18 protein-coding genes are annotated in these 23,461 nt (G+C 75.5%); 12 read left to right on the top strand and 6 right to left on the bottom strand.

Features of this window, described 5'->3' with window-relative positions; translation table 11 throughout:
• Positions 1-42: 42 nt before the first annotated feature.
• Positions 43-846, bottom strand: coding sequence for an SDR family NAD(P)-dependent oxidoreductase (locus tag ABT403_RS14535; protein ID WP_344161405.1), 804 nt, complete (start codon positions 844-846; stop codon positions 43-45).
• A gap of 175 nt (positions 847-1,021) precedes the next feature.
• On the opposite strand from ABT403_RS14535, the gene ABT403_RS14540 reads away from it, so the two are divergent.
• From ABT403_RS14540 to ABT403_RS14555, 4 genes are read left to right on the top strand one after another with little or no spacing between them, the layout of a single operon-like run.
• Positions 1,022-2,194 (top strand): DegT/DnrJ/EryC1/StrS family aminotransferase, encoded by a 1,173-nt coding sequence (locus tag ABT403_RS14540; protein WP_344161402.1) that lies wholly within the window; start codon positions 1,022-1,024, stop codon positions 2,192-2,194.
• Positions 2,191-3,462 carry a beta-ketoacyl-[acyl-carrier-protein] synthase family protein gene (locus tag ABT403_RS14545; RefSeq protein ID WP_344161399.1) on the top strand — a complete coding sequence of 424 codons (1,272 nt, stop codon included), beginning with the start codon at positions 2,191-2,193 and terminating at the stop codon, positions 3,460-3,462. Before ABT403_RS14540 ends, ABT403_RS14545 begins: the two co-directional genes overlap by 4 nt.
• Positions 3,463-3,497: 35 nt before the next feature.
• Entirely contained in the window at positions 3,498-4,733 is a 1,236-nt protein-coding gene (locus ABT403_RS14550) for a ketosynthase chain-length factor (RefSeq protein WP_344161593.1), read from the top strand.
• Positions 4,734-4,756: 23 nt separating this feature from the next.
• Positions 4,757-5,647: an MBL fold metallo-hydrolase gene (locus tag ABT403_RS14555; protein WP_344161396.1), complete on the top strand. Its 891-nt coding sequence runs from the start codon at positions 4,757-4,759 to the stop codon at positions 5,645-5,647.
• A gap of 104 nt (positions 5,648-5,751) precedes the next feature.
• On the opposite strand, the gene argG is transcribed toward ABT403_RS14555, so the two are convergent.
• Together argG and ccrA are read right to left on the bottom strand one after the other, a co-directional pair.
• Positions 5,752-7,206 (bottom strand): argininosuccinate synthase, encoded by a 1,455-nt coding sequence (gene argG, locus ABT403_RS14560; RefSeq protein WP_344161393.1) that lies wholly within the window; start codon positions 7,204-7,206, stop codon positions 5,752-5,754.
• A 170-nt stretch (positions 7,207-7,376) separates the two neighbouring features.
• Positions 7,377-8,711: a crotonyl-CoA carboxylase/reductase gene (ccrA, locus tag ABT403_RS14565; RefSeq protein ID WP_344161390.1), complete on the bottom strand. Its 1,335-nt coding sequence runs from the start codon at positions 8,709-8,711 to the stop codon at positions 7,377-7,379.
• Positions 8,712-8,953: 242 nt separating this feature from the next.
• Here ccrA and ABT403_RS14570 point away from each other — a divergent pair, with 242 nt between their 5' ends.
• The 7 genes from ABT403_RS14570 (at position 8,954) to ABT403_RS14600 (ending at position 17,638) form a co-directional block, all read left to right on the top strand.
• Positions 8,954-10,600, top strand: a complete 1,647-nt coding sequence (locus ABT403_RS14570) for a class I adenylate-forming enzyme family protein (protein WP_344161387.1) — start codon at positions 8,954-8,956, stop codon at positions 10,598-10,600.
• Positions 10,601-10,789: 189 nt separating this feature from the next.
• Positions 10,790-11,758 carry an aromatase/cyclase gene (locus tag ABT403_RS14575; protein WP_344161384.1) on the top strand — a complete coding sequence of 323 codons (969 nt, stop codon included), beginning with the start codon at positions 10,790-10,792 and terminating at the stop codon, positions 11,756-11,758.
• Positions 11,755-13,674, top strand: coding sequence for a condensation domain-containing protein (locus ABT403_RS14580; RefSeq protein WP_344161381.1), 1,920 nt, complete (start codon positions 11,755-11,757; stop codon positions 13,672-13,674). The genes ABT403_RS14575 and ABT403_RS14580 overlap by 4 nt, the downstream gene beginning before the upstream one ends.
• Before the next feature lie 98 nt (positions 13,675-13,772).
• A complete protein-coding gene (locus ABT403_RS14585; protein ID WP_344161378.1) occupies positions 13,773-15,383 on the top strand; it encodes a class I adenylate-forming enzyme family protein in 1,611 nt (536 codons plus the stop codon).
• A 62-nt stretch (positions 15,384-15,445) separates the two neighbouring features.
• Positions 15,446-15,745: an antibiotic biosynthesis monooxygenase family protein gene (locus ABT403_RS14590; RefSeq protein WP_344161375.1), complete on the top strand. Its 300-nt coding sequence runs from the start codon at positions 15,446-15,448 to the stop codon at positions 15,743-15,745.
• Between the two features lie 407 nt (positions 15,746-16,152).
• Positions 16,153-17,361, top strand: coding sequence for a cytochrome P450 family protein (locus tag ABT403_RS14595; protein WP_344161372.1), 1,209 nt, complete (start codon positions 16,153-16,155; stop codon positions 17,359-17,361).
• 88 nt (positions 17,362-17,449) lie between these two features.
• Complete coding sequence (locus ABT403_RS14600) at positions 17,450-17,638, top strand: DUF5302 domain-containing protein (protein WP_344161369.1); 189 nt, start codon at positions 17,450-17,452, stop codon at positions 17,636-17,638.
• 68 nt (positions 17,639-17,706) lie between these two features.
• Here ABT403_RS14600 and ABT403_RS14605 read toward each other — a convergent pair whose 3' ends face one another.
• The 3 genes from ABT403_RS14605 to ABT403_RS14615 form a co-directional block, all read right to left on the bottom strand.
• Positions 17,707-18,483 (bottom strand): thioesterase II family protein, encoded by a 777-nt coding sequence (locus tag ABT403_RS14605; RefSeq protein WP_344161366.1) that lies wholly within the window; start codon positions 18,481-18,483, stop codon positions 17,707-17,709.
• A 110-nt stretch (positions 18,484-18,593) separates the two neighbouring features.
• Entirely contained in the window at positions 18,594-19,442 is an 849-nt protein-coding gene (locus ABT403_RS14610; protein ID WP_344161363.1) for a metallophosphoesterase family protein, read from the bottom strand.
• Entirely contained in the window at positions 19,442-21,478 is a 2,037-nt protein-coding gene (locus ABT403_RS14615; RefSeq protein WP_344161360.1) for an acyltransferase domain-containing protein, read from the bottom strand. The genes ABT403_RS14610 and ABT403_RS14615 overlap by 1 nt, the downstream gene beginning before the upstream one ends.
• 590 nt (positions 21,479-22,068) lie before the next feature.
• On the opposite strand from ABT403_RS14615, the gene lpdA reads away from it, so the two are divergent.
• Positions 22,069-23,460: a dihydrolipoyl dehydrogenase gene (lpdA, locus tag ABT403_RS14620; RefSeq protein WP_344161357.1), complete on the top strand. Its 1,392-nt coding sequence runs from the start codon at positions 22,069-22,071 to the stop codon at positions 23,458-23,460.
• The last annotated feature ends 1 nt before the right edge of the window (position 23,461 follow it).

A 23,461-nucleotide genomic window follows, 5' to 3' on the forward strand; every position in this document is an offset into this window, starting at 1 on the left:
TACGGGGGCGTGCGGGCATACGTGGTCGGGCGGGCGGGCGGCTCAGAAGTTGCCGAGGCCGCCGCAGACGTTGAGGGCCTGCGAGGTGATGGAGGCGGCGGTGTCGGAGGCCAGGTAGCCCACCAGCCCGGCGACCTCCTGCGGGGTGGAGTAGCGGCCGAGGGGGATCTTGGCCTGGAACTTCTCCAGCACGGCCTCCTCGGTGGTCTCGTACGCGGCCGCGTAGCCCTGGCGGACCCGCTCGGCCATCGGCGTCTCGACGTAGCCGGGGCAGACGGCGTTGACGGTGATGCCCGTCGGGGCCAGCTCGTTGCCCAGCGCCTTGGTGAAGCCCACCACGCCGTGCTTGGACGCCGAGTAGGGGGCGCCCAGGACCACGCCCTGCTTGCCGGCGGTGGAGGCGATGTTGATGATGCGGCCGCGGTTCTTGGCGCGCATGCCGCCGGTGTTCAGGACCTCGCGGGTGACGCGGAAGACGCTGTTGAGGTTGGTCTCGATGACGTCGTACCAGAGCTCGTCGGCGATGTCGGCGGTGACGCCGCCGCCCGAGCGGCCGGCGTTGTTGACCACCACGTCGATGGTCCCGAACCGCTCCACGGCGGCCTCGACCCAGGCCTTGACGCCCTCGCCGCTGCGCACGTCCACGCTCGCGCCGTCGACCTCCAGGCCCTCGGCGGTGAGCTCCTTGACGGTGCGGGCCACGTTGTCGGCGTCCCGGGCGCCGATGAACACGCGGTGCCCCTGCGCGGCCAGGGTGCGGGCCGCTTCCAGGCCGATACCGCTGGTCGCTCCGGTGACGACGGCGACGCGCTTGGTCTGGTCCTGAACCTGGGCCTGGTCGGGCATGAGAACTCCTCGGTGAATCGACGGGTGGCGCACGCGGAGGATCCGTCACCGCGATGGAGGGGTACTCGAAGCCGCTCGGACCGGCTCCCGCGACCGGGGGGGACCACCGGCCCTCCATCGGGTGTCTAGCGGTGGTCGACAAGATCGGGGAGACACCCGCACGCGAGAGGCGACCATGATCAACTTGTTTCAGCCCCAGGTCGGGGCGGAGGAACTCGACGCGGTCGCCGGGGTGTTCCACGACCGCAGGCTGGGCAGCGGACGGCGCACCCGGGCCTTCGAGACGGCCTTCGCCGAGCACCTGGGCATCGAGCCCGACCACGTCGTGTTCACCAGCTCCGGCACGACCGCCCTGCACCTGGCCGTCGAGACCCTCGACCTCCAGCCGGGCGACGAGGTGGTCCTGCCCTCCCTGGGCCTGCCCGCCACCGCCGAGGCCGTGGCCGGACGCGGCGGCCGTCCCGTCTTCTGCGACGTCGACCGCCGCACCCTCAACCCGTCCCTGGAGGACGTCGAGGCGGCCCTCGGCGACCGCACCCGCGCGGTCCTCTTCCTCCACTACGGCGGCCGCACCGGCGACGTCGTCCGCATCGCTGCGCGCTGCCGGGAGCTGGGCCTCACCCTGATCGAGGACGGCGCCTGCGCCGTGGCCTCCCGCGTCGACGGCTCGCCCGCCGGCACCTTCGGCGACCTCGCCGTGTGGAGCTTCGACCCGGGCCGGGTGCTGGTCACCGGCGACGGCGGCATGGTCTACGCGAAGGACCCCGAACGGGCCGCCCGCACCCGCCTCCTCGCCCGGCGCGGCCTGGTCCGCGCCAGCGGCTTCGGCCACGCCACCCTGCCCGGCGAGCCGGACCTGCCCGAGTACGGGCGCGGGATCGCCGGGAACGACCTCACCGCCGCCATCGGCTCCGTACAGCTGCGCCGGCTCCCCGAGATGGTCGCGCGGCGCCGCGAGATCGCCGCCCGCTACGACCGCGAGCTGGCCGGCACCGAGGGGCTGCTGACGCCCCCGCCGCTGCCCGGGGGCCACGAGTCCACGGACTGCCTGTACTGGGTGCAGCTCGACCCCGCGATCAAGGACGGGGTCGTCGCCGACCTGCTGGCCGAGGAGATCTACACGACCTCCCACCACGCCCCCCTGCACCGGTTCCGCGCCGAGGGGGAGCCCCCGGCGCCCCCGCTGCCCTCCTGCGACTGGGCGGTGGACCGCACCGTGCGGCTGCCCCTGCACCCCGGCCTCAGCGACGGGGACGTGGCCACCGTCATCGACGCGCTGCGCAGGTCCGTGCGGTCCCGCCTCGCCGACCGTACCGACGAAGGACTCACCGTGAAGGACACCCCATGAACCGACGCGTCGTCATCACCGGGATCGGCGTGGTCGCACCCGGGGGAGTGGGCACCAAGGCGTACTGGGCCAGGCTCACCTCCGGGCGGACCGCGACCCGGGCCATCAGCCTCTTCGACGCCTCCGGCTTCCGCTCGCGGATCGCCGCCGAGGCCGACTTCGACCCGCTCGCCCACGGCTTCACCCCCGAGGAGGCCGCCCGCCTCGACCGGGCCGCCCAGTTCGCGCTGGTCAGCGCCGCCGAGGCGGTCCGCGACAGCGGTCTCGACACCGCCGCCCTGGACCCCACGCGCACCGGCGTCACCCTGGGCAGCGCCGTCGGCTGCACCACCGGCCTGGACACCGAGTACAACGCGGTCAGCGGCGGCGGCTCCACCTGGCAGGTGGACCACACCCTCGCCGTACCGCACCTGTTCGACTACTTCGTGCCCAGTTCGATGGCGGCCGAGGTGGCCTGGCGGGTCGGCGCCCAGGGCCCCGTCTCCATGGTCTCCACCGGCTGCACCTCGGGCCTGGACTCCATCGGGCACGCCGTGGAGCTGATCCGCGAGGGCAGCGCCGACGTGATGGTCACCGGCGCCACCGAGGCCCCGATCTCGCCGATCACCGTGGCCTGCTTCGACGCCATCAAGGCCACCTCGCCCAGCAACGACCACCCGGAGACCGCCTCCCGCCCCTTCGACGCCACCCGCAACGGGTTCGTCCTCGGGGAGGGCTCGGCGATCCTCGTCCTGGAGGAGCTGGAGAGCGCCCGCCGGCGCGGCGCCCACGTCTACGCCGAGATCGCCGGGTTCGCCAGCCGGGGCAACGCCTACCACATGACCGGCCTGAAGGCCGAGGGCCGCGAGATGGCCGAGGCCATCACCGTCGCCCTCGACGAGGCCCGCCTGCCCGCCACCGCCGTCGACTACGTCAACGCGCACGGCTCCGGCACCAAGCAGAACGACCGGCACGAGACCGCCGCCTTCAAGCGCAGCCTCGGACAGCACGCCTACGAGGTCCCCGTCAGCTCCATCAAGTCGATGATCGGGCACTCGCTGGGCGCCATCGGCTCCCTGGAGGTGGCCGCCAGCGCCCTGGCCATCGAGCACAACACGGTCCCGCCGACCGCGAACCTGCACCACCCCGACCCCGGCTGCGACCTGGACTACATCCCGCTGACCGCCCGCGAGCACCGCACGGACACCGTCCTCAGCGTCGGCAGCGGCTTCGGCGGCTTCCAGAGCGCCATGATCCTCACCCGCCCGCGCCTGGGAGCCGCAGCATGAGCACGCAGACCGCAGTCGCCCCCGTCCCCGCCCCCATGGACACGGTCTCGGCGGCGGCCTCCGCCGCCCCCGTGATCACGGGGATCGGCGTCGCCGCCCCGAACGGCCTGGGTACCGAGGCGTGGTGGGGCGCGGTCCTGCGCGGCGAGAGCGGCATCCGCCCGCTCACCCGGTTCGACGTCGCCCAGTACCCGGCGAAGCTGGCCGGCGAGGTCCCCGGCTTCGACCCCGCCCGGCACCTGCCCGGCCGGCTGCTGCCGCAGACCGACCAGGTCACCCGGCTCGCCCTCACCGCCGCCGACGAGGCCCTCGCCGACGCCGGCGTGGACCCGGCCGAGCTGCCCGACTACGCCGCCGGAGTGATCACCGCCAGCTCGGCGGGCGGCTACGAGTTCGGCCAGCGCGAGCTCCAGGCCCTGTGGAGCAAGGGCGGCCAGTACGTCAGCGCGTACCAGTCCTTCGCCTGGTTCTACGCCGTCAACAGCGGCCAGATCTCCATCAAGAACGGCATGCGCGGCCCCAACAGCGTCCTCGTCAGCGAGCAGGCCGGCGGGCTCGACGCCGTCGCCCAGGCCCGCCGCCAGCTCCGCAAGGGCATCCGGCTGGTCGTCACCGGCGGCATGGACTCCTCCCTGTGCCCCTGGGGCTGGGCCGCCCACCTGGCCTCCGGCGAGCTCAGCACCTCCGAGGACCCCGAGCGCGCCTACCTGCCCTTCTCCGAGGAGGCCGGCGGGCACGTCGTCGGCGAGGGCGGGGCCCTGCTCGTCCTGGAGGACGCGGCCGCCGCCCGCGAGCGCGGCGCCCGGCCCTACGGCGAGGTCGCCGGGTACGCGGCCACCTTCGACCCCCCGCCCGGCTCCGGCGGTGCCCCCCGGCTGCGCGACGCCGCCGCGCTGGCGCTGCGCGAGGCCGGGCTGGCCCCCGCCGACGTGGACGTGGTCTTCGCCGACGCGGCCGGCCGGCGCGAGGCCGACCGCGCCGAGGCCGAGGCCCTCACCGAGCTCTTCGGGGCGTACGGGGTCCCGGTCACCGCGCCCAAGACGATGACGGGCCGGCTCGCCGCGGGCGGCGCCTCCCTCGACCTGGCCGCGGCCCTGCTCTCGCTGCGCGACGGGGTGATCCCCCCGACCGTGCACACCGGGCCGGCCGCCGCCGACTGTCCCGTCGACCTGGTGACCGAGGTACGCCGGCCCGGCCGGCTGCGCACGGCGCTGGTCCTGGCGCGGGGCCGGGGCGGCTTCAACGCGGCCATGGTGGTCAGGGGCCGGTGAGCGCCGGCGGCGGTGGGCCCCGCATGCTGGAGGTGGCCGAGCACGTCTGGGCCCACCTCCAGCCCGACGGCGGCTGGTGCCTCAACAACGCGGGGCTGATCGCCCCGGGCGGTGGCCGGCCCGTGCTGATCGACACGGCCGCCACCGAGGCCCGTACGCGGGCCCTGAAGGAGGCGGTCGCGCGGGTCACCCCGTACGCCCCGCGCTTCGTGGTGAACACCCACGCGCACGGAGACCACACGTTCGGCAACCGGTTCTTCGCGGACCGGGCGCTGGTCGTCGCCCACGAGGAGGCGCGGGCCGAGATGGCCCTCGCCGGACTGCACCTGACCGGGCTGTGGCCGGACGTCGCCTGGGGCGAGGTCCGCGTGGAGCTGCCCGGGCTGACCTACCGCGACCGGATCACCCTGTGGCCGGGGGAGTTCCCGGTGGAGCTGATCCACCCGGGCATCGCCCACACGGCCGGGGACACGGTGGTGTGGCTGCCGGAGCAGCGGGTGCTGTTCACCGGGGACATCGTGATGTCCGGGGTCACGCCGTTCTGCCTGACCGGCTCGGTCTCGGGCTCGCTCGCCGTCGTCGAGCGGCTGCGGGCCCTCGGCCCCCAGACCGTCGTCACCGGCCACGGGCCGGTCGGCGGGCCCGAGCTGCTCGACGCCACCGCCGGCTACCTGCGCCGGGTGCAGCGGCTGGCCGGGGAGGGCGCAGCGGCGGGGCTGACCCCGCTGGAGGCCGCCCGGGAGGCGGACCTCGGCCCGTACGCCGGGCTGCTGGACGCCGAGCGGCTCGTGCCCAACCTGCACCGGGCCTACGCCGAGGCGGCGGGCGCCCCGCCGGGGCACCGGCTCGACGTGGAGACCCTGTTCCGCGAGATGGTCGAGTACCACGGCGGACTGCCCGCCTGCGCCGCCTGACGGCGGTGCGGACGGGCAGTCGGCGGGGTACCCGCCGGGTGGTTCCGGACCGAGCCGGTTCCGGACCGAGCCGGTCGCGGACCCCGGACCGGGCCGGTCCCGGACTAGTCGGTGCCGGACTCCATCGCGGCGCGGTCCAGCAGCTCCTCGTCCGCGGAGACCTCGCCGCGCGAGGCGATGGCCTCGGCGCCGCCCCCGGGCATCTCCGGCATGGTGCCGATCAGCCCGGTCGCGGCCGCCTGGGCGGCGCCGACGGCGGGGCTGCCGCTGCCGATGAGGCCGAGCACCGCGTACTGCTCCAGCTTGGCGCGGGAGTCGGCGATGTCGAGGTTGCGCATGGTCAGCTGGCCGATGCGGTCCACCGGGCCGAAGGCCGAGTCCTCGGTGCGCTCCATGGACAGCTTGTCCGGGTGGTAGCTGAACGCCGGGCCCTGGGTGTCGAGGATCGAGTAGTCCTCGCCGCGCCGCAGCCGCAGGGTCACCTCGCCGGTGACGGCCGCGCCGACCCAGCGCTGGAGGGACTCGCGGACCATGAGGGCCTGCGGGTCCAGCCAGCGGCCCTCGTACATGAGCCGGCCGAGGCGGCGGCCCTCGTTGTGGTACTGGGCGAGGGTGTCCTCGTTGTGGATGGCGTTGACCAGGCGCTCGTAGGCGGCGTGCAGCAGGGCCATGCCGGGCGCCTCGTAGATGCCGCGGCTCTTCGCCTCGATGATCCGGTTCTCGATCTGGTCCGACATGCCCATGCCGTGCCGGCCGCCGATGGCGTTGGCCTCCATGACCAGGTCGACCGCGGAGGCGAACTGCTTGCCGTTGATCGTGACGGGCCGGCCCTGCTCGAAGCCGATGGTCACGTCCTCGGTGTCGATGTCGACCGAGGGGTCCCAGAACCGGACGCCCATGATCGGCTCGACGGTCTCCAGACCCGTGTCCAGGTGCTCCAGGGTCTTGGCCTCGTGCGTGGCGCCCCAGATGTTGGCGTCGGTGGAGTACGCCTTCTCCGTGCTGTCCCGGTAGGGGAGGCCGTGGGCGAGCAGCCACTCCGACATCTCCTTGCGGCCGCCGAGCTCGGTGACGAAGGCCGCGTCCAGCCAGGGCTTGTAGATCCGCAGGTGCGGGTTGGCGAGCAGGCCGTAGCGGTAGAACCGCTCGATGTCGTTGCCCTTGAAGGTCGAGCCGTCGCCCCAGATCTGGACGTCGTCCTCGAGCATCGCGCGGACCAGCAGGGTGCCGGTGACCGCGCGGCCGAGCGGGGTGGTGTTGAAGTAGGCGCGCCCGCCGGAGCGGATGTGGAACGCGCCGCAGGTCAGTGCGGCCAGGCCCTCTTCGACCAGCGCCGCGCGGCAGTCGACCAGGCGCGCGACCTCGGCGCCGTAGGCCTGGGCGCGCCCGGGCACCGAGGCGATGTCGGGCTCGTCGTACTGGCCGATGTCGGCGGTGTAGGTGCACGGGACGGCGCCCTTGTCGCGCATCCACGCGACCGCGACGGAGGTGTCGAGTCCGCCGGAGAAGGCGATGCCGACGCGCTCGCCGACGGGAAGGGAGGTGAGGACCTTAGACATGGGATGAGTATGCAGGCTTATGCATGATCATGCAAACCCGGGTTCCGTTTCCGGCCGCGCGCCGCGCCTGCGGGGTCATCCCCAGGCCTTCCCCGGGCGTTAACGGCGTTAACGGTTAACGGCGTTAATGGCGTCAATGGCCTTAACGGCGTTAACGCCCGGCGCCCCCGTCACCGCCGGAACCGGTCGATCGCCCCCAGGTGCCGGGCGCGCAGTTCGTGGTCCCGGACGCCCAGGCCCTCCCGCGGGGCCAGCGCGAGGACGCCGACCTTGCCGTGGTGCAGGTTGCGGTGGACGTCGTACGCGGCCTGCCCGGTCTGCTCCAGCGGGTAGACCTTCGAGAGGGTGGGGTGGATCCGCCCCTTGGCCACCAGGCGGTTCGCCTCCCAGGCCTCCCGGTAGTTCGCAAAGTGCGAGCCGATGATCCGCTTCAGCGACATCCACAGGTAGCGGTTGTCGTACTCGTGCCGGAACCCCGAGGTGGAGGCGCAGGTGACGACCGTGCCGCCCTTGCGCGCGACGTACACGCTCGCGCCGAAGGTCTCCCGGCCCGGGTGCTCGAAGACGATGTCCACGTCCTCCCCGCCGGTCAGCTCCCGGATCCTCGAACCGAAGCGCTTCCACTCGCGCGGGTCCTGGGTGTCCTCGTCCTTCCAGAACCGGTAGCCCTCCGCGCTGCGGTCGATCACCGCCTCCGCGCCCATGGCCCGGCAGATCTCCGCCTTCTCCGGGGAGGACACCACGCAGACCGGGTTGGCGCCGCCGGCCAGCGCCAGCTGCGTCGCGTACGAGCCCAGGCCGCCGCTGGCCCCCCAGATCAGGACGTTGTCGCCCTGTTTCATGCCGGCGCCGTTGCGCGAGACCAGCTGGCGGTAGGCCGTGGAGTTCACCAGGCCCGGCGAGGCGGCCTCCTCCCACGTCAGGTGCTCCGGCTTGGGCATCAGCTGGTTGGACTTGACGAGAGCCAGCTCCGCCAGGCCGCCGAAGTTGGTCTCGAAGCCCCAGATCCGCTGCTCCGGGTCGAGCATCGTGTCCCCGTGCCCCTCCGCTGACTCCAGCTCCACCGACAGGCAGTGCGCCACGACCCGGTCGCCCGCCTTCCAGCGGTTGACGCCCGGGCCCGTGCGCAGCACCACCCCGGCCAGGTCCGAACCCAGCACGTGGTACGGCAGGTCGTGGCGGCGGGTGAGCTCCGAGAGGCGGCCGTAGCGCTCCAGGAACCCGAACGTCGGCAGCGGCTCGAAGATCGAACTCCACACGGTGTTGTAGTTGATCGCGCTCGCCATCACCGCGACCAGCGCCTCGCCCGGACCCGGCTCGGGCGTCGGCACCTCCTGGAGGTGCAGGGACTTGCGCGGGTCCTTCTCCGCCGACGCCATGCCCGCGAACATGTCCGTCTCGTCCCGGCGCACCACGTTTCCCCGGTACGCCTCCGGCAGCGCGAGCGCCCCGAAGTCCTCCGGCCGGGTGTCCTCGGAGAGCAGTGCCTCGACGATCTCGTCCACGTGACTTCCCTTGCGACGGAGGGCTTGGGCGGCGCCGGACGTGCGGGTCTGACGACGCGCGTGCAGGAAGGCTGGGCCCCCGGGTTCGAGACCGGCCGGAGGAACGCTCGAAGGAGACCGGGTCGAGTCCCCTTCGAAGCGCCCTCAACCGGAGGTGCGGACCGTGATGCGTCGGGATCAGGGAACAGGACCAGCGAACAGGATCCGCGATCCACGGGTCAGCCCGATCAGGAGGACGCGCCGTGCCGATCTACCGCCTCAGCCGCCCGCAACGGACCCGCCGCAGGGAACTGCCGCTCGACGGACTGCTGCGCCGGGCCGCCGAACGCGACCCCGCCGCCTGCGCGATCCGCACCCCCCACGGTATGTGGAGCTACGCCGAACTCGACGCGCGGGCCGACCGGTTCGCCGCCTACCTCGAGGACGCCCTCGGCCGGCGCGGGGCCCGCGTCGGCGTCGCCAACACCCTCGACGCCGAGTTCGCCGCCGCCTACTACGGCACCATCCGCAGCGGCAACACCGTCGTCCTCCTCAACCCCCTGATCCGGGCGGCCGGACTGCGCCGGGTGTGCGAACTGGCCGACGTCGAGATCGCCTTCCTTCCCACCGCCGCCGCCGAGCAGCTCGTCAAGACCGCCGACCGGCTGCCCCTGCTGCGCGAGGTCGTCGTCACCGACGCGCCCGACGGGATCGTGCCCGCCGACGCCCTGCCGCTCTCCGTCGTCCTGGACCGCGCCCCGCAGGACGGCCCGCGCCCGGAGTCCCCCCTCGACCCGGACGCCGTGGTGTGCGTGCAGTTCACCACCGGCACGACCGGCCGGCCCAAGGGCGTCCGGCTGACCCACCGCAACCTGCTCGCCAACGCCGCGCAGACGGCCGCCGCCCACCGCCTCGACTCCGCCTCCGTCACCCTCAACCACCTGCCGCTCTACCAGCCGATGCACCTCAACTCGGCCGTCCTCGCGGGCGCCTGCCAGGTGCTGTGCCCCGCCCCGCGCCCGGCCGCCGCCCTCGCCCTGGCCGCCCGGACCGGCGCCACCCACCTCTACTCGCTGCCCGCCCGGCTCCACCAGCTCGCCTCCGACCTGCGCCACGGCGAGCTGCCCGGCGCCGGGGAGCTGCCCGGCTTCCCGCTCCCCGCCCGGTCCGCCCTCGACCGGCTCACCGCCGTCCTCTCCGGCGGCAGCGCCCTCGCCCCCGCCGACGCCCGGCTGCTCTCGCAGCGGCTCGGCGTCCCCGTCCTCCAGGGCTACGGCCTGGTCGAACTCGCCCCGCTCACCCACTCCCAGCGCCCCGGCGAGGACACCTCCGGCACCGGCTCCGTGGGCACCCCCGTCCCCGGCACCTCCTGCCGCGTCGTCCGCCCCGGCACCGGCGTCCCGCTCGCGCCCGGCGAGACCGGGGAGGTGCAGCTGAGCGGGCCCCAGCTGATGGCCGGCTACCTCGGCGAGAGCGGGCCGCCCACCGGGGAGGACGGCTGGTTCTCCACCCGCGACGTCGGCCGCATCGGCCCGGACGGGGAGCTGTACCTCGTCGACCGCCTCGACGACGTCTTCACCCACGACGGCGAACTCGTCTCACCCACCGCCGTCGAATCCGTCCTCGCCGCCGACCCCCGGGTCGCCGACTGCGTCGTCGTCGGCTGGCCCCACCCGATCCACGGAGCCGTCGTCTGGCTCGGGCTCGTCCTGAACGACCCGACCGCGCCGGGGCTGCTCGACGTCCTCGACTCGATCGCCGAGACGGCCAACGAACAGCTCGGCCCGCACGAGCAGATCCGCCGGGTCGAGGTCCTCGGCGCCGTGCCCCGCACCCCCGCCGGCAAGCCCGAGCGGCGCGGCCTGCGCCGGGAACTGCGCCTGCGGGCGGCGGCCGAAGCCTCCCTCTGACGCGTTTTCGCGGGGTCCGTACGCGGTCCCCCGCGCGGGCGCACGCGGCCCCTACGCGGCCCCCGCACGCCCGCGCAAGACCTCCCGAGAGGCCGTGGACGACCGGTGCAGCCGGGATCCAGGGCCCTTCGAGCGCACCTCCGCCGGCCCGCGCGAAGTTGGTGAGCCGAGGCAGAGAGGTGTGAGCCGATGTCAGGTGAGCGTGTGCAGCACACGTCGTACTCGGTGGACGTGGCCGCCCCCGCGGGCGTGGTCTACGCGCTGATCGCGGACACGACCCAGTGGCCGCTGTTCGTCCCGCCCAGCATCCACGTGGAACGGCTGGACTTCGACGGGACCAACGACCGGTTCGGGATGTGGGCGACCGCCGGCGGGACCGTCACGTCCTGGGTGTCCCGCCGCTCCCTGGACCCCGCGCGGCGGACCATCGACTTCCACCAGGAGGTCCCGGCGCCCCCGGCCACCGCCCTCAGCGGCCGCTGGGAGGCCGCCGAACTGGCCGGCGGACGCTCCCGCCTGACCCTGCACCACCGGTTCGCGGTGGCGCAGCGGGACCGGGCCGGCGCCCGGTGGCTGGCCGAGGCCACCGACCACAACAGCCACGCCGAACTGGAGCAGCTGAAGCGGACCGCCGAGCAGTGGTCCGACCTGGACGGCCTCCTGCTGTCCTTCGAGGACTCCGTACGCGTCCAGGGACCCCCCGAGCTGGTCTACGACTTCCTGTACCGGGCCGCCGACTGGCCCGTGCACCTGCCCGAGATCACCCGGGCACACGTGGCCGAGGACCGCACGGGTGTCCAGCGGCTGACCCTGGACACCCTCGCCGCCGACGGCACCGCCGAGAGCGCCGAGTCCGTACGCGTCTGCCTCCCGCACGCCGGCCGGATCGTCTACAAGCGGACCCGCACCCCCCGGCTGCTCGCCGCGCACACCGGCGAATGGTCGGTGGACCCGGACGAGACCGGCGTCACCGCCGTCGCCAGCCACCGCGTCCTGCTGAGCGCCGAGGACATCGAACCGGTCCTCGGCCCGGGCGCCGACCTCGCCCAGGCCCGCGACCACGTGCGCCGCAGCCTGGGCGGCGTCTGTACCCGCGTCCTGCACCTCGCGCGGCGGCACGCGGAGACCGCCGTCCCGACGCTGAGCGCGAGGCGGTGACCGGCCGCCCCGGCGACGGCCCCCGCCCGGCCCCGGCGCACCGGGCCCTCGCCGCACCCCGGCCGCGCAGCCACCCCGCCACCCCCCTCCAGGTCGACGTCCTCCTCGACGGCCTCACCCACCCGGGCCGGGGCCTGCACACCGGGCAGCTGCACTGGCGGCTGCCCGGACCGCTCGACACCGAGCGGTTCACCCGGGCCTGGCAGGCCGTCACCGACCAGGAGACGGTCCTGCGCACCGCGCTCGCCCCGGCCGGTGCCGGTGCCGGCCCGCCCGGCTTCGCCGTCCACCCGGCCGCCGGACCGCTGATCGTCCGCCACCACCCCGGCGGCGCCGACTGGGAGGCCCTGCTCGCCGCCGAGCGGATGCGCGAGTTCGACCTGACCCGGCCCGACCCGCTGCGGATCGCCCTCCTGGAGGAGCCCGGCGGCTCCGCCCGGGTCCTGCTCACCTACCACCGCGCCTTCCTCGACCCCGTCAGCGCCGGCCGGCTCGTGGACGCCTTCCACCGGGCCCACGCCGCCGACGGCCGCCGCCGGGGCGGCGAGCGCCGGCCCGACCTGCGCGACCACCTCCAGTGGATCGGCGCCCGGGACCAGGGCCCCGCCCGCGCGTACTGGGCCGACGCCGCCCCGCCCGCCGGCTCCGCCACCCTCCCGGCCGGCGACCGGGGCCGCCCCACCCACCAGCGCGGGTACGGCCGCACCCACCAGCGCCTCACCCCGGCCGAAGCGGTCCGGCTGCGCTCCTGGGCCGCCGCCCGGGGCGCCGCCGAGAGCACCGCCCTCCAGGCCGTGTGGGCGCTGTTGCTGTACCGGGCGCACGGCGGGCCGCAGGAGCCCGCCGGGCCGGTCCCGGTGGCCTTCGCCGCCGCCGTCTCCGGCCGGGGCATCCCGCTGGAGGGGGCCGACCGGCTGCCCGGGCCCCTGCTGGGCGCCCTGCCCGTGGCCGTGGAGGTCCGCCCGGGCGCCGCCCTGTCCGCGCTGCTCGGCACCCTCACCGGGCGGGCCGTCGACCTCACCGCGTACGAGTGGGTCTCGGCCGGGCAGGTCCACCGCTGGTCGGGCCGCGACCCGTACGAGCCGCTCACCGAGTCGGTGCTGACGTTCCTCCCGTCGCCGGATCCCCGGGAACCCGCGGCGGCGTGGGCGGGGGCCGGCGGCCGGCCCCCGGCGTCCCCCGCCCCGGGGGCGCCGGAACCGGGGGCGCCGGAACCGTCCCCGGGGCCCTCCGCCGCGCATGGCGGCTCCGGCTTCGGCTCCGGCTCCGGCTTCGGCTCCGGCCCCGGCGCCGGTACCGGCTTCGGGGCGGCCGAGACCTGCGACGCCTACACCGGGACGCCGCTGGCGCTCACCGCCCGGCACGACGCGGACGGCGGGCTGCGGCTGACGCTCGTCCACGACCGGACCCGGATCGCCGACGGCGACGCCGCCGAGATCCTCTGGCAGACCGCCTGCCTGCTGCGCGGCCTCCCGGTCACCGCCGGCCCCGACGCCACCGTCTCCGAGGCGCTGCGGCTGCTCGACGGGGCCCCCGTGCCCCTGGCGGCACCACGCCCCGACCCGGCCCCGCGCACCCTGCGCGCGGCCGCCGCCCCCGGGGCGGGGCTGGTCTGCCTGCTGCGGCCGCCCGGCGCGCCCGAGGACTGCTACGACGGCCTCGCGCGCGGCCGGCGCGGACGGCGGGCCCTGCTGTCCGTGGCCCCGGCGGCCACGGCCGCCCTGACCGCCCTGGCCCCCGCGCTGGCCGCCGGGGAGCCCGTCGTGATCGGCGGCTACCCGGGCACGGAGGACCTCGCGCACGAGGTCGCGGGCCGGGTCGCCGCCTACGGCTGGGGCCGTCCGCCGGTCGCGGTCGCCGCCACCGACCGCGACCTCGCCGCGGCCCTCACGGCCGCCGGCCGCAAACGGGTCTAGGGCCTCTCAAGCGGTCTTCCGACGGGTTCCGAGCGCCGGGGCGGACGGTGGGAGGGCCCTGCCGCCCGCCGGGACGCAGCGCAGAGGGGAGCAGAGCCGTGCCGACACCCGACCTTCCGGAACTGCCGCACCTGCCGCTGGACGGGCTGCTGCGCCGCGCGGCGCTGCGGGCCCCCGGGGCCCCGGCGCTGCGCGTGGGCGGGCAGACGCTCACCTTCGGCGAGCTCGACGCCCGCGCCGACCGGATCGCCGCCTACCTGGAATGCTCGGTGGGCCGGCGCGGGGCCCGCGTGGCCGTCGTGAACACCCTCGACGCCGAGTTCGCCGCCGCCTACTACGCCACCGTGCGCAGCGGGAACACCGTCGTCGTCCTCAACCCGCTGCTCTCGCCGGCCCGCACGGCCAAGGTGCTCGCCGCCGCCGGCGCCGAGCTGGCCTTCGCGCCCCGGGCGGCCGCCGAGGCCCTGTGCGCGCTGCCCGACAAGCCGGACAGCCTGTCCCTGGTGCTGGTCACCGGCGCCGAGGAGGCCGGCCCGCTCCCCGGCGCGGCCGTCCCGCTGGACCTCGTACTCGACGCCGTCGCCCCGGCCGCCGCCGGGTCCGCCGCCCCCCGCGCGGCCGTCGCCGTGGACCTCGACGCGGAGGCCTGCGTGCAGTTCACGACGGGCACCACCGCCAGCCCCAAGGGCGTCCGGCTGACCCACCGCGCCCTCGTCGCCAACGCCGTCCAGACGGCCCTCGCCCACCGCCTCGGTGAGGACTCCGTCACCCTCAACCACCTGCCGCTGTACCAGCCGATGCACCTCAACTCGGCCGTCTACGCGGGCGCCTGCCAGGTCCTGTGCCCCGGCCCCGACCCGTTCGTCTCCCTCGCCCTCGCGGCGGAGGCGGGCGCCACCCACTACTACGGGCTGCCCGCCCGCCTGCACCTGCTGGCCGCCGACGAGCGGCTGCGCGCCGCCCCCGCCCGGCCCGCCGGACCCCGGCTGACCGCCGTCCTGTCGGGCGGCAGCGCCCTCAACCCGGCCGCCGCCCGCACCCTCGCCGAGCGGCTCGGCGTCCCCGTCGTCCAGGGCTACGGCATGACCGAGCTGTCCCCGCTCACCCACTGCCAGTGCCCCGACGGCGCGATGAGCAGCGGCTCCGTCGGCGCCCCCGTGCCCGGCACCGAATGCCGTGTCGTCCACCCCGACACCGGCGTCCCGCTGGCCCCCGGCGAGAGCGGCGAGGTGCAGGTGCGCGGCCCGCAGCTGATGGCCGGCTACCTCGGCCGCGAGGAGCCGCCCGCCGGCCCGGACGGCTGGTTCTCCACCGGCGACGTCGGCCGGATCGGCCCGGACGGGGAGCTGTTCCTCGTCGACCGGCTCGGGGACGTCTTCCTCCACGACGGGGAACTCGTCTCGCCCAGCGCCGTCGAGCGGGTCGTCTGCTCCGACCCGCGGGTCGCCGAATGCGCGGTCGTCGGCTGGCCCGACCCCGTGCACGGGGCCGTCACCTGGGCCGGCGTCGTCCTGCGCGACCCGGGGGCCGACCCCGGGGCCGTGCTGGAGGAGATCGCCGCACGCGCCAACGAACGCCTCGCGCCCTACGAGCGCATCCGGCGGGTCGAGGCCATCGACGCCGTCCCGCGCACCCCCGTCGGCAAACCCGTACGGGGTGTGCTGCGCACCGGCGTCCGCACCCGCGCGGCCGCCGAGGCGACCGTCTGACGGCGCCGGCCGCCCGCCCTTCTCCCGCCCTGCCACCGACCCCCGTCAAAGGAGCGCCCGTCATGGTGACCTTCGTCAACAAGCTGAACGTCCACGGCGACCTCGGACGCTTCCTCGACGCCAAGGACCGCCTCACCCGCTTCGTCAGCGCCCAGCCCGGCTGCGTCAGCCACCAGACCCTGCGGCTGGTCGGCACCGCCAACTTCTTCGTGGAGCTCTCCGTCTGGGAGGACACCGCCGCGCACCGCGCCGCCGTCACCAGCGAGGGCTTCCGTGAACTGGCCCGGGAACTCGCCGTCCTCGCCACCCGCGAGCAGGGCCTGTACGAGTCCCTCCCCGAGCCGTCCCCCGCCGCCGCCTGACCGGGACGCCCCCGCCCTCGCCGCCGCACGGACGCCCCGCCGCCCCGGCCCGCCGCCGCCCCGGCCCGCCCGCCGGCGCCGGGGGCGGCGCGCGCCGCGCGTCGCGGGGCTCGTGCCCGGAGCGGGAGGACGGCCGCGCCCTCGCGCGCCGACGTACGACACCACTGCCTCCCGCGCGCCCGGTGCCCCGGCGCGTGACGGGATGTCATGCTGCGAGGGGCGACGGACCGTTCACCCGCACCCCCCGACGACCCCCGGCCCACCGGCCCGGGCGTCTCCCCGACTCCTCCTCGACCGGACACCGGAGCCCACCCCGCCCCGGTCCCGCGCCCGCGCCGGAGAACCCCGTGGCCGCGTGGACCGAACCCGCGAGGACCGGTGATCCGCAACCGACGACGAGGAGAGACATGCGCTCCGAGCTGCTGGCCGACGGCCCCGGCCGGGACATCGCCCGCCGGGCCCGCAGGAACCGGCTCACCCGGGCCGCCCAGTGGTTCGCCGGGCTCGAAGCCGACCCGTACGGCCTGGTCCTGCGCGCCGGCACCGGCGAGCCGACCGCCGCCGAGGAGGCCGTCCGCGCCCGCGGCCCGCTCCACCGCAGCACCCTGACCGGCACCTGGGTCACCGCCGACCGGGCCGTGGCCCGGGAAGTGACCGGCCACCCCGCCTTCGACGCCCCCGGCCCCGCCTTCGAGGCCCACGGCGGGGACCCGCCCCCCTTCCGCAGCGCCGTCCTCACCCTCGACCGGGCCGCCGCCGCACGGCTCGCCCCGCTCACCGCCTTCGGCGGACCCCTGCTGTGGGCGCGGGACGCCGCGTGCCTGGAGAAGCGGGCCGGCACCTGGTCCCGTACGCTCCTGGCCGCGCTCGGCGACCGCTTCGACCTCGCCGAGGACTTCGCCCGGCGGCTGACCGGCCCCGTCCTCGCCGAGCAGCTCGGCCTTCCCGAGGCCGCCCACGAGCGGTTCTCCCGGCTGCTGCCCGACTGCCGCCACATCCTCGACGCCCCGCTGTGCCCGCAGACCCACGCCACGGCGCGGGCCGCCGAGGCCGCGGAGACCGCCATGGCCGCACTCCTGGGCGAGGCCCTCCACGACCCCACCGCCGACAGCGTGCGCGCCGCGACGGTCATGGCGCTCAGCGCGGCCGAGCCCACCGCCGTCCTCATCGCCAACGCCGTCCGCCTGCTGCTCGACGAACCCGGCGGCTGGCGGCGCCTGGCCGCCGACCCCGAACGGGCCGGCGAGGCCGTCGCACACGCCCTGCGCACGGCGCCCCCCGTCCGGCTGGAGACCCGCGCCGCGCGCTCCGCCCTCACCCTCGCCGGCACCGAACTCCCCCCGGGCGCCCGCGTCACGCTCCTCGTCGCCGCCGTCAACCGCGATCCGCTGGCCGCGCCGGACGCCCCGCCCCTCGGCCTCTGCGCCGACCTGCACTTCGGTCTCTCCGCGCACCTGGTCGAACCCCTCGCCCGCGGCGCGCTGCGCACCCTCGCCGAGAACCTCCCGGGGCTGCGGGCCGACGGGGACCCGGTGACCCGGCTGCGCTCGCCCGTCCTGCGGGCCCCCGCGTCCCAGCCGGTGGCCTCGGGCCCGTTTCCTGAATTGCGCCCTTGATCCAAAAAAGGGTCGCCGTGTACCGGCCCGGCTGCGACACTGACGGGCTCCGGCAGTACATCCGCACGTCCGGGCCCAGGAGGCAACCATGACCGATACCCCGGAAGACCAGGCCGCCGAGGCGGAGCCCGACGGCAAGGAGAAGTTCCGCGAGGCCCTGGAACGCAAGGCCCGCAACGCCCGCTCCCAGCAGGCCCATCACGAGGGCCGCCTGAAGATCAAGGGCTCCAGCGGCCCCAACGGCCAGAGCCGCACCTTCCGCCGCAAGTCCGGCTGACATGGGCCGTGCCACCGGATTTCCGCAATCCGGTGGCACGGGGAACGGGGTGGCCGGTCACCCGCCGGTCATACGCGGGCCGACGGGGTGAACGCGGCCAGGTCTTCGGCCAGGGCCGCGGTCACCGCGTCGCGCCGCGCGTTGAGGTAGAAGTGGCCGCCCGTGAAGGTGCGCAGGCGGAAGGCGCCGTCCGTGGCGTCGGCCCAGGCCTCCGCTTCGGCGGCCGTCACCTGCGGGTCGGCGTCGGCGGTGAGCACGCTGACCGGGCAGCGCAGCCGCGCCCCGGGCCGGTACGCGTACGTCTCCACGGCCGTGTAGTCGCCGCGCAGGACCGGCAGCACCATCTCGGCGATGTCCGGGTCGGCGAGGAGGGCGGCGCTGGAGCTGTCCAGACGGACGACCTCCTCGATCAGCCCGGCGTCGTCCCGCAGGTGGACCGTCTCGTGGCGGACCGTGGCCGGGCCCCGGCGGCCCGAGACGACCAGACCGAGGACCCGTTCCCCGTCCGGTCCGGCCTCCAGCCGCCGGGCGGTCTCGTAGGCGAGCGTGGAGCCCATGCTGTGGCCGAAGAAGACCAACGGGCCCTCGACGCAGGAGGACAGGACCCCGGCGATCTCGTCCGCGAGGGCGTGCAGGTCCGTGCGGACCGGTTCGCTGCGGCGGTCCTGGCGGCCCGGGTACTGGAGCGACAGCACCCGCACACCGGGCGACAGGGCCTCGGAGAGGGGGCGGTAGTAGCCGGCGGCCCCGCCCGCGTAGGGGAAGCAGACCAGGGCGGGCCCGTCGCCGGGGGCCGGGTGGTACTGCCTGAGCCACAGGTCGCGCAGCTCCCGCGGGTCCGCCATGGGGGAGGGTCCGTTCTCTCGTCCGGCCGGGGGCGGCACGCACCGCCCCCGTCGGCTCCCACGGCACCAGCTCCCGCTCGCCCCCCGCTCGAAAGCCGCTGGGGAAACCCTCAGCGTCCGTCCTCGTGCGGCCGCAACACGTCCCGCAGCACCCCGCGCGGCAGGCCGTGCACGCGGCGTTCGCGGGGGTAGCCGATGGACACCTCGTCGAAGCGGACCCCGTCGTGGTAGGTCGTCCGGGGGATGTGCAGGTGCCCGTACACCACGGCCGCGGCCCGGTAGCGCAGGTGCCAGTCCGCGGTGAGGGTGGTCCCGCACCACTGCGCGAACTGCGGGTAGCGCAGGACGTCGGTGGGCTCCCGGACCAGCGGGTAGTGGTTGACGAGGACGGTCGGCAGCGCCGGGTCCAGCGCGTCCAGGCGGGCGGCCGTCTGCGCCACCCGCGCCCGGCACCAGCTGTCCGCGTCCGGGTACGGGTCGGTGTGGAGCAGGAACTCGTCCGTGCACACCACCCCCGACTCGTGGGCGGCGGCCAGGGACTGCTCCTTCGTCAGCCCCGGCGCCCGGAACGAGTAGTCGTAGTGGAGGAACAGCGGGACGACGGCCACCGGGCCGCCCTCGCCCTCCCACACCGCGTACGGGTCCTCCGGGGTCAGTACGCCCAGACCCCGGCACAGCTCCACCAGATGCCGGTAACGGGCCTCCCCGCGCAGGGACACCTCGTCGTCCTTCGGCGTCCACAGGTCGTGGTTGCCGGGCGTCCACACCACCTTCGCGAAACGGTCCCGCAGCAGCCCCAGCGCCCATTCGATCTCGGACACGGTCTCGCTGACGTCCCCGGCCACCAGCAGCCAGTCGTGCGGGGAACGGGGTATGAGCTGCTCCTCGACCAGCCGCCGGTTCTCCGCGTGCACCACGTGCAGGTCGGACACGGCGAGCAGCCGCCCGGGCGCCGCCATCAGCGGGCCACCGCGCGCAGCCAGCCGTCCACAGCGGCCGCGACCGCGCCCGCGTCGGCGCCCAGCAGCGAGAAGTGGTCGCCCGGCACCTCCACCACGTGGTCGGCGTGCTCCCAGCCGGCCGCCGCCGAGGCCGCCGACGCGGACGCGCGCACCAGCAGCGTCGGCGCGACCGCGGGCTCCGGCGTCCAGTCGGCGAACAGCCGGAGGTGGCCGCCCACCCCGGGCGACCGCGCATAGTCCGCCGTCCCCGGCGGGGCGTCGGGTGCGAGCGGACGCTCCGTCAGCACCGCCGGCGCGTGCCGGCCCCCGGTACGCGCATACGTGTCGAGCAGGACCACCGCCGCCGCCTCCCGGCCGATCTCGATCAGCTCCCGGGCCACGGCGTGGGCGATCCAGCCGCCCGAGGAGTGCCCCAACAGTACGGGACGCCGCTGACCCGCCGCGTCGGCCGCCTCGACGACGTCCTCGGCCCGGGCCCGTACCAGCGCCTGCCGGGCACGCGGAGCCGCCGCCTCCCCCGGGAACCCGGGATGCGCCAGCACCGTCAGGCCCCGGCGGCCGGCCAGCGCCCGGGCCAGCGCCGGGTACTCGTGCGGACCGGAGGCCGCGTCCAGCGAGGGGAACGCGAACAGGCGGGCCGCGCCCTCCCGGTGCGGCGCCGGCTCCGCCGGGGCCGGCGGGCGCTGCACCCCGGCCCGGTCCGGCCGGTGGCGTTCGCGCCGGACTGCGTACGCGGGCAGGCCGGGCGTGGCCGGCCCGGCGGGGAGCCCGAGCGGGAGCTCGGCGAGGGCGCCGTGGACGTACAGGCCCGCGGTGGCGGTCAGCAGCGCCCGGACCTCGTCCCCCTGGCGCCGCAGGGCGGGCACCAGCACGGCGGCGTCGGCGTCGGCGAGGCAGGCGCGGACCATGGCGGTGAGCAGGCCGTCCGGCCCCAACTCCAGGTAGGTGGTGGCGCCTTCGGCCTCCAGGGTGCGGACGGCGTCCTGGAGGCGGACGGCCTCGCGGACGTGGCGGACCCAGTAGCCGGGGCGGGCGACTTCGTCCGTGACCAGGCCGCCGGTGAGGGTGGAGACGAAGGGGATGGCCGGCCGCCGGAAGTCCAGGCCGCGCACGGCGGCGCGGAACTCCTCCAGCATGGGGTCCATGAGGGGGGAGTGGAAGGCGTGACTCACCCGCAGGGCCTTGGACTTGACGTCCCGCGCGGCCAGCTCCGCGATCACCCCGCAGACGGCCTCGCGGGCCCCCGAGACGACGACGGCCTCCGGTCCGTTGACGGCCGCGATCGCCGTACCCGGCACGAGGAGCGGAGCGACCTGCTCCGCACTCGCCTGGACGGAGACCATGACCCCGTCCCCGGGCAGCGCCTCCATGAGCCTTCCCCGCGCGGTGACCAGGACGGCGGCGTCGCGCAGGGACAGCACACCGCAGACGTGTGCGGCGGCGACCTCACCCACCGAGTGACCGCCGACGAACCTCGGGGTGACGCCCCAGGACTCGACGAGCCGGTACAGGGCCACCTCGACCGCGAACAGGGCGCGCTGCGCGGTCCCGGTCCGGTTCAGGGTCCCGGCGTCGTCCCCGAACACGACCTCCTTGAGGCCCTCGCCCAGCTCCGCGCACACCTCGTCGAACGCCGCCGCGAACACCGGGAACGCCTCGTACAGCCCCCGGCCCATCCCCGGCCGCTGGCTGCCCTGCCCGCTGAAGAGGACGGCCAGACCCCCCTCCCGGGCCGCGCGGCCGCGCACCAGCTCCGCCGCCCGCCGGCCCCGGGCGAGGGCGTCCAGCCCCCGGGCCAGCTCATCGCGGTCGGCGGCGACGACCACCGCCCGGTGCTCGAAGGCCCTACGGGTCCCGGCGAGGGCCCGGCCCGGCCCGGCCGGACCGGCGGCGTGCGCCGCGTCCCCGTCCAGCCGGGTGCGCAGCCGCAGCGCCTGCGCGCGCAGGGCCTGCTCGGTGGCGCCGGAGAGGGTGTAGGGGAGGGGGTGCGCGCTCGGGAGGGAACCGGACGTGTTCTCAGCCGTCTCAGCCATCGTCGTCTTCTCACCCATCCGTAGTGCCACGAGGTGGTGCGGGGGAGATGGTGCGCAGTGCCGGTGGAGCCGGACTCAAGAGCGGCTGAATCAGGCCGTTCCCCCTGGATCGGGTCGTTCCGGTCACCGCCCCCGGACCGCCGGGCCGCAGAGCCCCGGACCGGCCGCCGCCGTCCGGCCGCGAGCGGAGGACAACGGCCGAAAACACCTCTTCGGGCAACCCCCGCCGCCGGTACGGGAACCCGGCGCCCCGTCGACGGTCCGACCGCGCCCGGGAGAACGGACCGGCCGCCGTCCGCCCCGCCCCCTACCGTGGAACCGATGCGTCCGCCGGGGGCGGTGACAAGGAACGGTCCAGGTCAGGGGGGTTCTCCGGGCGTCCCGGAGGATGTGCGGAGCCGTTCGGGAGCGCACCGGGACCCGCCTGCGGCACCCCCCGGACGTGCCCTCGACACGGCCTGGAGAGGCGCTGGACACCGCACCTCCCGCCGCACCCCCAAAACGGGCACGGAGAACGGGAGATGAGAGCATGCCGGGAAGGCTGGTCATGCGCTGGTCATGTGCTATGGAGACGAAAGGTGTCATCAGCAATGGAGAATTCCGCCGACGGCGTGTACGACGTGGTCATCCTCGGTGGCGGTAGCGGGGGCTACTCCTGCGCTCTGCGCGCGACCCAGCTCGGCCTGAACGTCGTCCTCATCGAGAAGGGCAAGCTGGGCGGCACCTGCCTGCACAACGGCTGCATCCCGACCAAGGCCCTGCTGCACGCCGGCGAGGTCGCCGACGAGCTGCGCCGCGCCGAGTCCTACGGTGTGCGGGCCACCTTCGGCGGAGTCGACATAGCCGGGGTCCACGCGTACAAGGACGGCGTCATCGCCGGCCTCTACAAGGGCCTCCAGGGCATGCTGAAGGCGCGCAAGACCCTCACCCTGGTGGAGGCCGAGGGCCGCCTCGTCTCCCCGACCGAGGTCGAGGCCGGCGGCGTCCGCTACAAGGGCCGCCACATCGTGCTCGCCACCGGCTCCCAGCCGCGCTCGCTGCCGGGCCTCACCATCGACGGCGACCGGGTCATCTCCTCCGACCACGCCCTGTTCCTCGACCGGATCCCCGAGTCGGCGATCATCCTCGGCGGCGGCGTCATCGGCGTCGAGTTCGCCTCCGCCTGGAAGTCCTTCGGCGTGGACGTCACCGTCGTCGAGGGCCTGCCCCACCTGGTGCCCGCCGAGGACGTCGACATCTCCAAGTCCCTGGAGCGCGCCTTCCGCAAGCGGAAGATCAAGTTCGAGCTGGGTTCGCGGTTCTCCGGCGTCGAGTACACCGAGTCGGGCGTCCGCGTCTCCCTGGAGAACGGCAAGCAGATCGAGGCCGAGCTGCTGCTCGTCGCCGTCGGCCGCGGCCCGGTCTCCGCCGGCCTCGGCTACGAGGAGACCGGCGTCACCGTCGAGCGCGGCCACGTCGTCGTGGACGAGCTGCTGCGCACCAGCCTGCCGACCGTCTCCGCCGTCGGCGATCTGATCCCGACCCTCCAGCTGGCCCACGTCGGCTTCGCCGAGGGCATCCTGGTCGCCGAGCGCGTCGCCGGCCTGCCGGTCACCCCGGTCGACTACGACGGCGTCGCGCGCGTCACGTACTGCGAGCCGGAGATCGCCTCCGTCGGCCTCACCGAGGCGAAGGCCAAGGAGCTCTACGGCGAGGACAAGGTCGTCGTCAGCAAGTTCAACGCCGGCAGCACCGGCAAGAGCAAGATCCTCAAGACGGCCGGCGACGTCAAGCTCGTCCAGGTCCTCGACGGCCCCGTCGTCGGCCTGCACATGATCGGCGCGCGCGTGAGCGAGCAGATCGGCGAGGCCCAGCTCATCTTCAACTGGCAGGCCCTGCCGTCGGAGGTGGCGAGCCTCATCCACGCCCACCCGACCCAGACCGAGGCCCTGGGCGAGGCCCACCTGGCCCTCGCGGGCAAGCCGCTGCACGTCCACGCCTGAC

This window comes from Streptomyces sp. NPDC000075 (assembly GCF_040301925.1).
Taxonomy (GTDB): domain Bacteria; phylum Actinomycetota; class Actinomycetes; order Streptomycetales; family Streptomycetaceae; genus Streptomyces; species Streptomyces polychromogenes.